The following is a 4,639-nucleotide window of genomic DNA, read 5'->3' as shown; positions in this document are numbered from 1 at the left end:
GACGAGCGCCGCAAGGCTTCCGGTGTCGAGGTCGCCGACCCGATGCTGACCGACATGGTCAACGCCGCGCAGTAAGCGGTTATGATATGAGAGACGACGAGAAGGGGCCTACGCGGCCCCTTCTTGCATTTTGGCTTCACGAACGAGGAAGAGCCATGAGCAGCAAGACCTGGACTTCTGTCGACGACTATATCGTTTCCGCTCTTTTCGAAGCGGATCCAATGCTGGATGCGGTGCTCAAGGCCAATCGCGACCGGGGCCTGCCGGCGATCGACGTCTCGGCCGCGCAGGGCAAGCTGCTGTCGCTGCTGGTGCGCATTCGCGGCGCGAAGAAGGTGCTGGAGGTCGGCACGCTCGGCGGCTACTCGACCATCTGGATGGCGAGGGGATTGCCGGCGGACGGCAAGGTCGTGACGCTGGAGCTCGATCCGCACCACGCCGAGGTCGCGCGCTCGAATTTCGAGCGGGCAGGGGTTTCCGACAAGGTCGACCTGCGGGTCGGTCCCGCGCTGCAGTCGCTTGGCAAGCTGGCTGACCAAGGTGCCGGTCCGTTCGACCTGATCTTCATAGACGCCGACAAGCCCAACAACCCGAACTACCTGACATGGGCCATGAAGCTGTCGCGGCCGGGCACCGTCATCGTCTGCGACAACGTCATCCGCGACGGCGCGGTCGTGAAAAAGAACAGCGGCGACGCCAATGTCGAAGGCGCTCGCGCCGCGTTCTCGTTCATCGGTGGCGAGAAGCGGCTGGACGGCACCGCCATCCAGACCGTCGGCGCCAAGGGCTATGATGGGTTCGCGATCGCGATCGTCGAGTAAGGATCTCGTTCGCCTCGGCGCTTTACCGCGGTCTCAGTCGAAAAACGCCTCGACCACGTTGCGCTTGCCCAGCATGAAGGCATCGGCGACATGCTGCAGCGGCGCCAGGTCGACATCCGAATTCCCGGCGCGAACGATCTCGGCGAAGCGCTTGTAAAGCATCGGATATTCGGCTTCCGGCTCGTCATGGACGATCTTGCCGTCGACGGCGAGCTTCGCGCCCCCGCCGGACAGCGCCATCTTGCCCTTGTCGGTCTCGGCCAGGATGTCCCAGCTCTGCGGGCCGGTCTGCAGCCAGTCGAGCTCCATCGTCACCGGCAGGCCGTTGGACGTGCGGAAGGCGACATGCGCCGCGACCGGCGCCGCGCGATTCTCCGGAAAATCGAGCACGGCCGAGGTGATGAACATCGGCGGCAGGATGTGAGTGGCGATCGAGAGCGCGTTGATGCCGGGATCGAACACGCCGAAGCCGCCGGGTTCCCAGATCCATTCCTGGTTCGGGTGCCAGCGGCGCACGTCTTCCTTCCAGTTGATGGCGGCCGAAGTCAGTCTGGCCGAGGCGAGGAAAGCGCGCGCGGCTTCGACCGCCGGCGCGTAGCGTGAGTGCCAGCTGGCGAAGAGCGAGACGCCGTTCTTTTCGGCAAGCGCCTTGAGGTGCTCGACTTCGCTCACCGTCGCGCCCGGTGGCTTTTCGAGGAACACATGCTTCTTCGCTTCCAGCGCGGTGCGTGCGGCGTCGTAACGGAACTGCGGCGGCATGCAGAGCGAGACCGCCTCGAGGCCGGGTTCGGCCGCAAGCATCGCCTCGATATTGGGATAGTTGGCAATGCCGTCGACCTTGCCGTGGCGGCTGGCCGCGGCGATGAGCTGATAATTGCCATCCTTGGCGATCGCCGGCAAATGCTGGTCGCGGACGATCTTTCCCACGCCGACGATGCCGAGCTTGATTGCGTTGCTGGTCATGGGAGCTCCGGGGGAAGAGTGGCTGGCTTTAGGTTGCCGGGAAGGCCGTTACGCCGGTGCGGTATCAGAACGGCTCGTCGAAGGTAACGATCGAGACCTCGCCTTCGAGCGCGCCCTGATAGGCCGACAGATGCGGCTCCTCGTCGGGCTCGCCCTCCATGTCGCCGATCTGGTCGAGCTCTGCCTCCGCGAATCCTTCCGCGGCGAGCGATTCGAGCGCGCGCCGCACGGCAGAATCATCGTCGGGCGCCACCAGCATCACATGCACGCCCTCCGGCTTGCCGCCTTTCTTGCGCCAGACCCGTCCGGTGATGATGGTGACCGGCCGTTCCTCGTTGTCGTTCACGGGTCGATTCCTCATTTTCCGGCTGATAGTCCGGTTCAAACCGCCTTTTGGCACGAAGCAGGCCCGGAAGACAGCCGCAAGCCGGTCACTTTCTTCCTCACTCTTGAAAAAAGGCGCAATAAAATTACATGCGTTTTGCGCATGGCTGCCAAGCCCCGAATTGACCGCAATATTTGCCGTTGCGGGGTTGACGGGCAATGGCCTTACGAGTAGAAGCCGCCACGTCAGAACCGATGTGAGACCAGCCTTTCCGAGGCGACGCGCTTTGGAGTTTGTCTCAAACAGGGTTCGTTTTACGAGCGAAAAGACATTTCCGGCACGCATGAAGCGGCTTCCGCTTCCTCTGCAATTTGTTCGGGCAGGACCGCGAGGCGCGGTGTGTTGCCCGAATTTGCGTATGGAAATGACGCTTTGAGCGGCCCTGACAGGGCAGACACGGAATTGAGAGACAAGAGGGTTTAATGCCTACCGTCAACCAGCTGATCCGCAAGCCGCGCCTGGCGCCGGTGAAGCGCAACAAGGTCCCGGCCATGCAGCAGAACCCGCAGAAGCGGGGCGTCTGCACGCGCGTCTACACCACGACGCCGAAGAAGCCGAACTCGGCGCTGCGCAAGGTGGCCAAGATTCGCCTGACCAACGGTTTTGAAGTGATCGGCTACATCCCCGGTGAAGGTCACAACCTTCAGGAACACTCGGTGGTCATGATCCGCGGCGGCCGCGTCAAGGATCTGCCGGGCGTCCGCTACCACATCATCCGCGGCGTGCTCGACACGCAGGGTGTGAAGAACCGCAAGCAGCGTCGTTCGAAATACGGCGCCAAGCGTCCGAAGTAAGGGTTTCCCATGTCCCGTCGTCACAGTGCAGAAAAGCGTGAGATCAATCCGGACCCCAAGTTCGGCGATCTGATCGTCACCAAGTTCATGAACGCCGTCATGTATGACGGCAAGAAGTCGGTTGCCGAGACCATCGTCTATGGCGCGCTGGACCAGGTTCAGGCCAAGACCAAGCAGGAGCCGGTCACCGTCTTCCACCAGGCGCTCGACAATGTCGCGCCGCATGTGGAAGTGCGTTCGCGTCGCGTCGGCGGCGCCACCTACCAGGTTCCGGTCGACGTGCGCCCCGAGCGCCGCCAGGCGCTGGCCATCCGCTGGCTGATCGCCGCGGCCCGCAACCGCAACGAGACCACCATGGTCGATCGCCTCTCGGGCGAGCTGATGGACGCGGCCAACAACCGTGGCACGGCCGTCAAGAAGCGTGAAGACACCCATAAGATGGCGGAAGCCAACCGCGCCTTCGCGCATTACCGCTGGTAACGCGAAAGAGACTGAGAGGCACCTCCCATGGCCCGCGAATACAAAATCGAAGACTACCGCAATTTCGGTATCATGGCGCATATCGACGCCGGCAAGACGACGACGACCGAGCGCGTCCTGTATTACACGGGCAAGTCGCACAAGATCGGCGAAGTCCATGACGGCGCAGCCACCATGGACTGGATGGAGCAGGAGCAGGAACGCGGCATCACCATCACGTCCGCCGCGACCACGACCTTCTGGAAGGGTCGTGACGGCAAGATGCGCCGCTTCAACATCATCGACACCCCCGGACACGTCGACTTCACCATCGAGGTCGAGCGTTCGCTGCGCGTGCTCGACGGCGCCATCGCGCTGCTCGACGCCAATGCCGGTGTCGAGCCGCAGACCGAGACCGTGTGGCGCCAGGCCGACAAGTACCACGTGCCGCGCATGATCTTCTGCAACAAGATGGACAAGATCGGCGCCGACTTCTACCGCTCGGAGGAAATGATCGGTTCGCGCCTCGGCGCGCAGGCTGTGGTCATGCAGCTGCCGATCGGCGCCGAGACCGAGTTCAAGGGCGTCGTCGATCTCGTCGAGATGAACGCGCTCGTCTGGCGCGATGAGACGCTCGGCGCTGCCTGGGACGTCGTCGAGATCCCGGCCGACCTCAAGGCGAAGGCCGAGCAGTACCGCGAGAAGATGATCGAAGCGGCCGTCGAGATGGACGAGACGGCGCTCGAGAATTACCTCGAAGGCAAGATGCCGTCGAATGACGAGATCCGCGCGCTGATCCGCAAGGGCACCATCGCGGTCAAGTTCTTCCCGATGTTCTGCGGCTCGGCCTTCAAGAACAAGGGCGTGCAGCCGCTGCTCGACGCCGTCGTCGAGTACCTGCCGTCGCCGATCGACGTGCCGGCCATCAAGGGCGTCGACGCCAAGACCGACGCCGAGATCGAGCGTCATGCCGACGACAACGAGCCGCTGTCGATGCTGGCGTTCAAGATCATGAACGACCCGTTCGTCGGTTCGCTGACCTTCGCCCGCATCTACTCGGGCAAGCTCACCAAGGGCACCTCGCTCGACAACACGGTGAAGGGCAAGAAGGAGCGCATCGGCCGCATGCTGCAGATGCATGCGAATTCGCGCGCCGACATCGAGGAAGCCTATGCCGGCGACATCGTCGCCCTGGCTGGCCTCAAGGACACGACCAC

At 63.2% G+C, this 4,639-nt stretch carries 6 protein-coding genes; 4 read left to right on the top strand and 2 right to left on the bottom strand.

What is annotated here, in order from left to right; genetic code table 11:
- Positions 1-155: 155 nt before the first annotated feature.
- Positions 156-821 carry an O-methyltransferase gene (locus tag EOD07_RS23500; protein WP_127237152.1) on the top strand — a complete coding sequence of 222 codons (666 nt, stop codon included), beginning with the start codon at positions 156-158 and terminating at the stop codon, positions 819-821.
- Between the two features lie 33 nt (positions 822-854).
- On the opposite strand, the gene EOD07_RS23495 is transcribed toward EOD07_RS23500, so the two are convergent.
- Both EOD07_RS23495 and EOD07_RS23490 read right to left on the bottom strand, forming a co-directional pair.
- Positions 855-1,784, bottom strand: coding sequence for a Gfo/Idh/MocA family oxidoreductase (locus tag EOD07_RS23495; RefSeq protein ID WP_127237151.1), 930 nt, complete (start codon positions 1,782-1,784; stop codon positions 855-857).
- A 64-nt stretch (positions 1,785-1,848) separates the two neighbouring features.
- Positions 1,849-2,130, bottom strand: coding sequence for a hypothetical protein (locus EOD07_RS23490; RefSeq protein ID WP_040983044.1), 282 nt, complete (start codon positions 2,128-2,130; stop codon positions 1,849-1,851).
- Positions 2,131-2,591: 461 nt separating this feature from the next.
- Here EOD07_RS23490 and rpsL point away from each other — a divergent pair, with 461 nt between their 5' ends.
- The 3 genes from rpsL to EOD07_RS23470 form a co-directional block, all read left to right on the top strand.
- A complete protein-coding gene (gene rpsL / locus EOD07_RS23480) occupies positions 2,592-2,963 on the top strand; it encodes a 30S ribosomal protein S12 (RefSeq protein WP_006202128.1) in 372 nt (123 codons plus the stop codon).
- A 9-nt stretch (positions 2,964-2,972) separates the two neighbouring features.
- Positions 2,973-3,443, top strand: coding sequence for a 30S ribosomal protein S7 (rpsG, locus tag EOD07_RS23475; protein ID WP_027170372.1), 471 nt, complete (start codon positions 2,973-2,975; stop codon positions 3,441-3,443).
- Between the two features lie 27 nt (positions 3,444-3,470).
- The coding region (locus tag EOD07_RS23470) for a GTP-binding protein (protein ID WP_127237149.1) at positions 3,471-4,639 on the top strand (1,169 nt) is incomplete at its 3' end.

Source organism: Mesorhizobium sp. M2C.T.Ca.TU.002.02.1.1, assembly GCF_003997225.1.
The sequence above is the reverse complement of the archived record's forward strand: the minus strand, read 5'-3'. Positions and strand labels throughout refer to the sequence as shown.

What these genes read in the sequence shown, in the direction of transcription:
- rpsG (WP_027170372.1), top strand. Translation starts at nt 2,973, where the DNA reads ATGTCCCGTCGTCACAGTGCAGAAAAGCGTGAGATCAATCCGGACCCC.
- EOD07_RS23500 (WP_127237152.1), top strand. Translation starts at nt 156, where the DNA reads ATGAGCAGCAAGACCTGGACTTCTGTCGACGACTATATCGTTTCCGCT.
- rpsL (WP_006202128.1), top strand. Translation starts at nt 2,592, where the DNA reads ATGCCTACCGTCAACCAGCTGATCCGCAAGCCGCGCCTGGCGCCGGTG.
- EOD07_RS23495 (WP_127237151.1), bottom strand. Translation starts at nt 1,784, where the DNA reads ATGACCAGCAACGCAATCAAGCTCGGCATCGTCGGCGTGGGAAAGATC.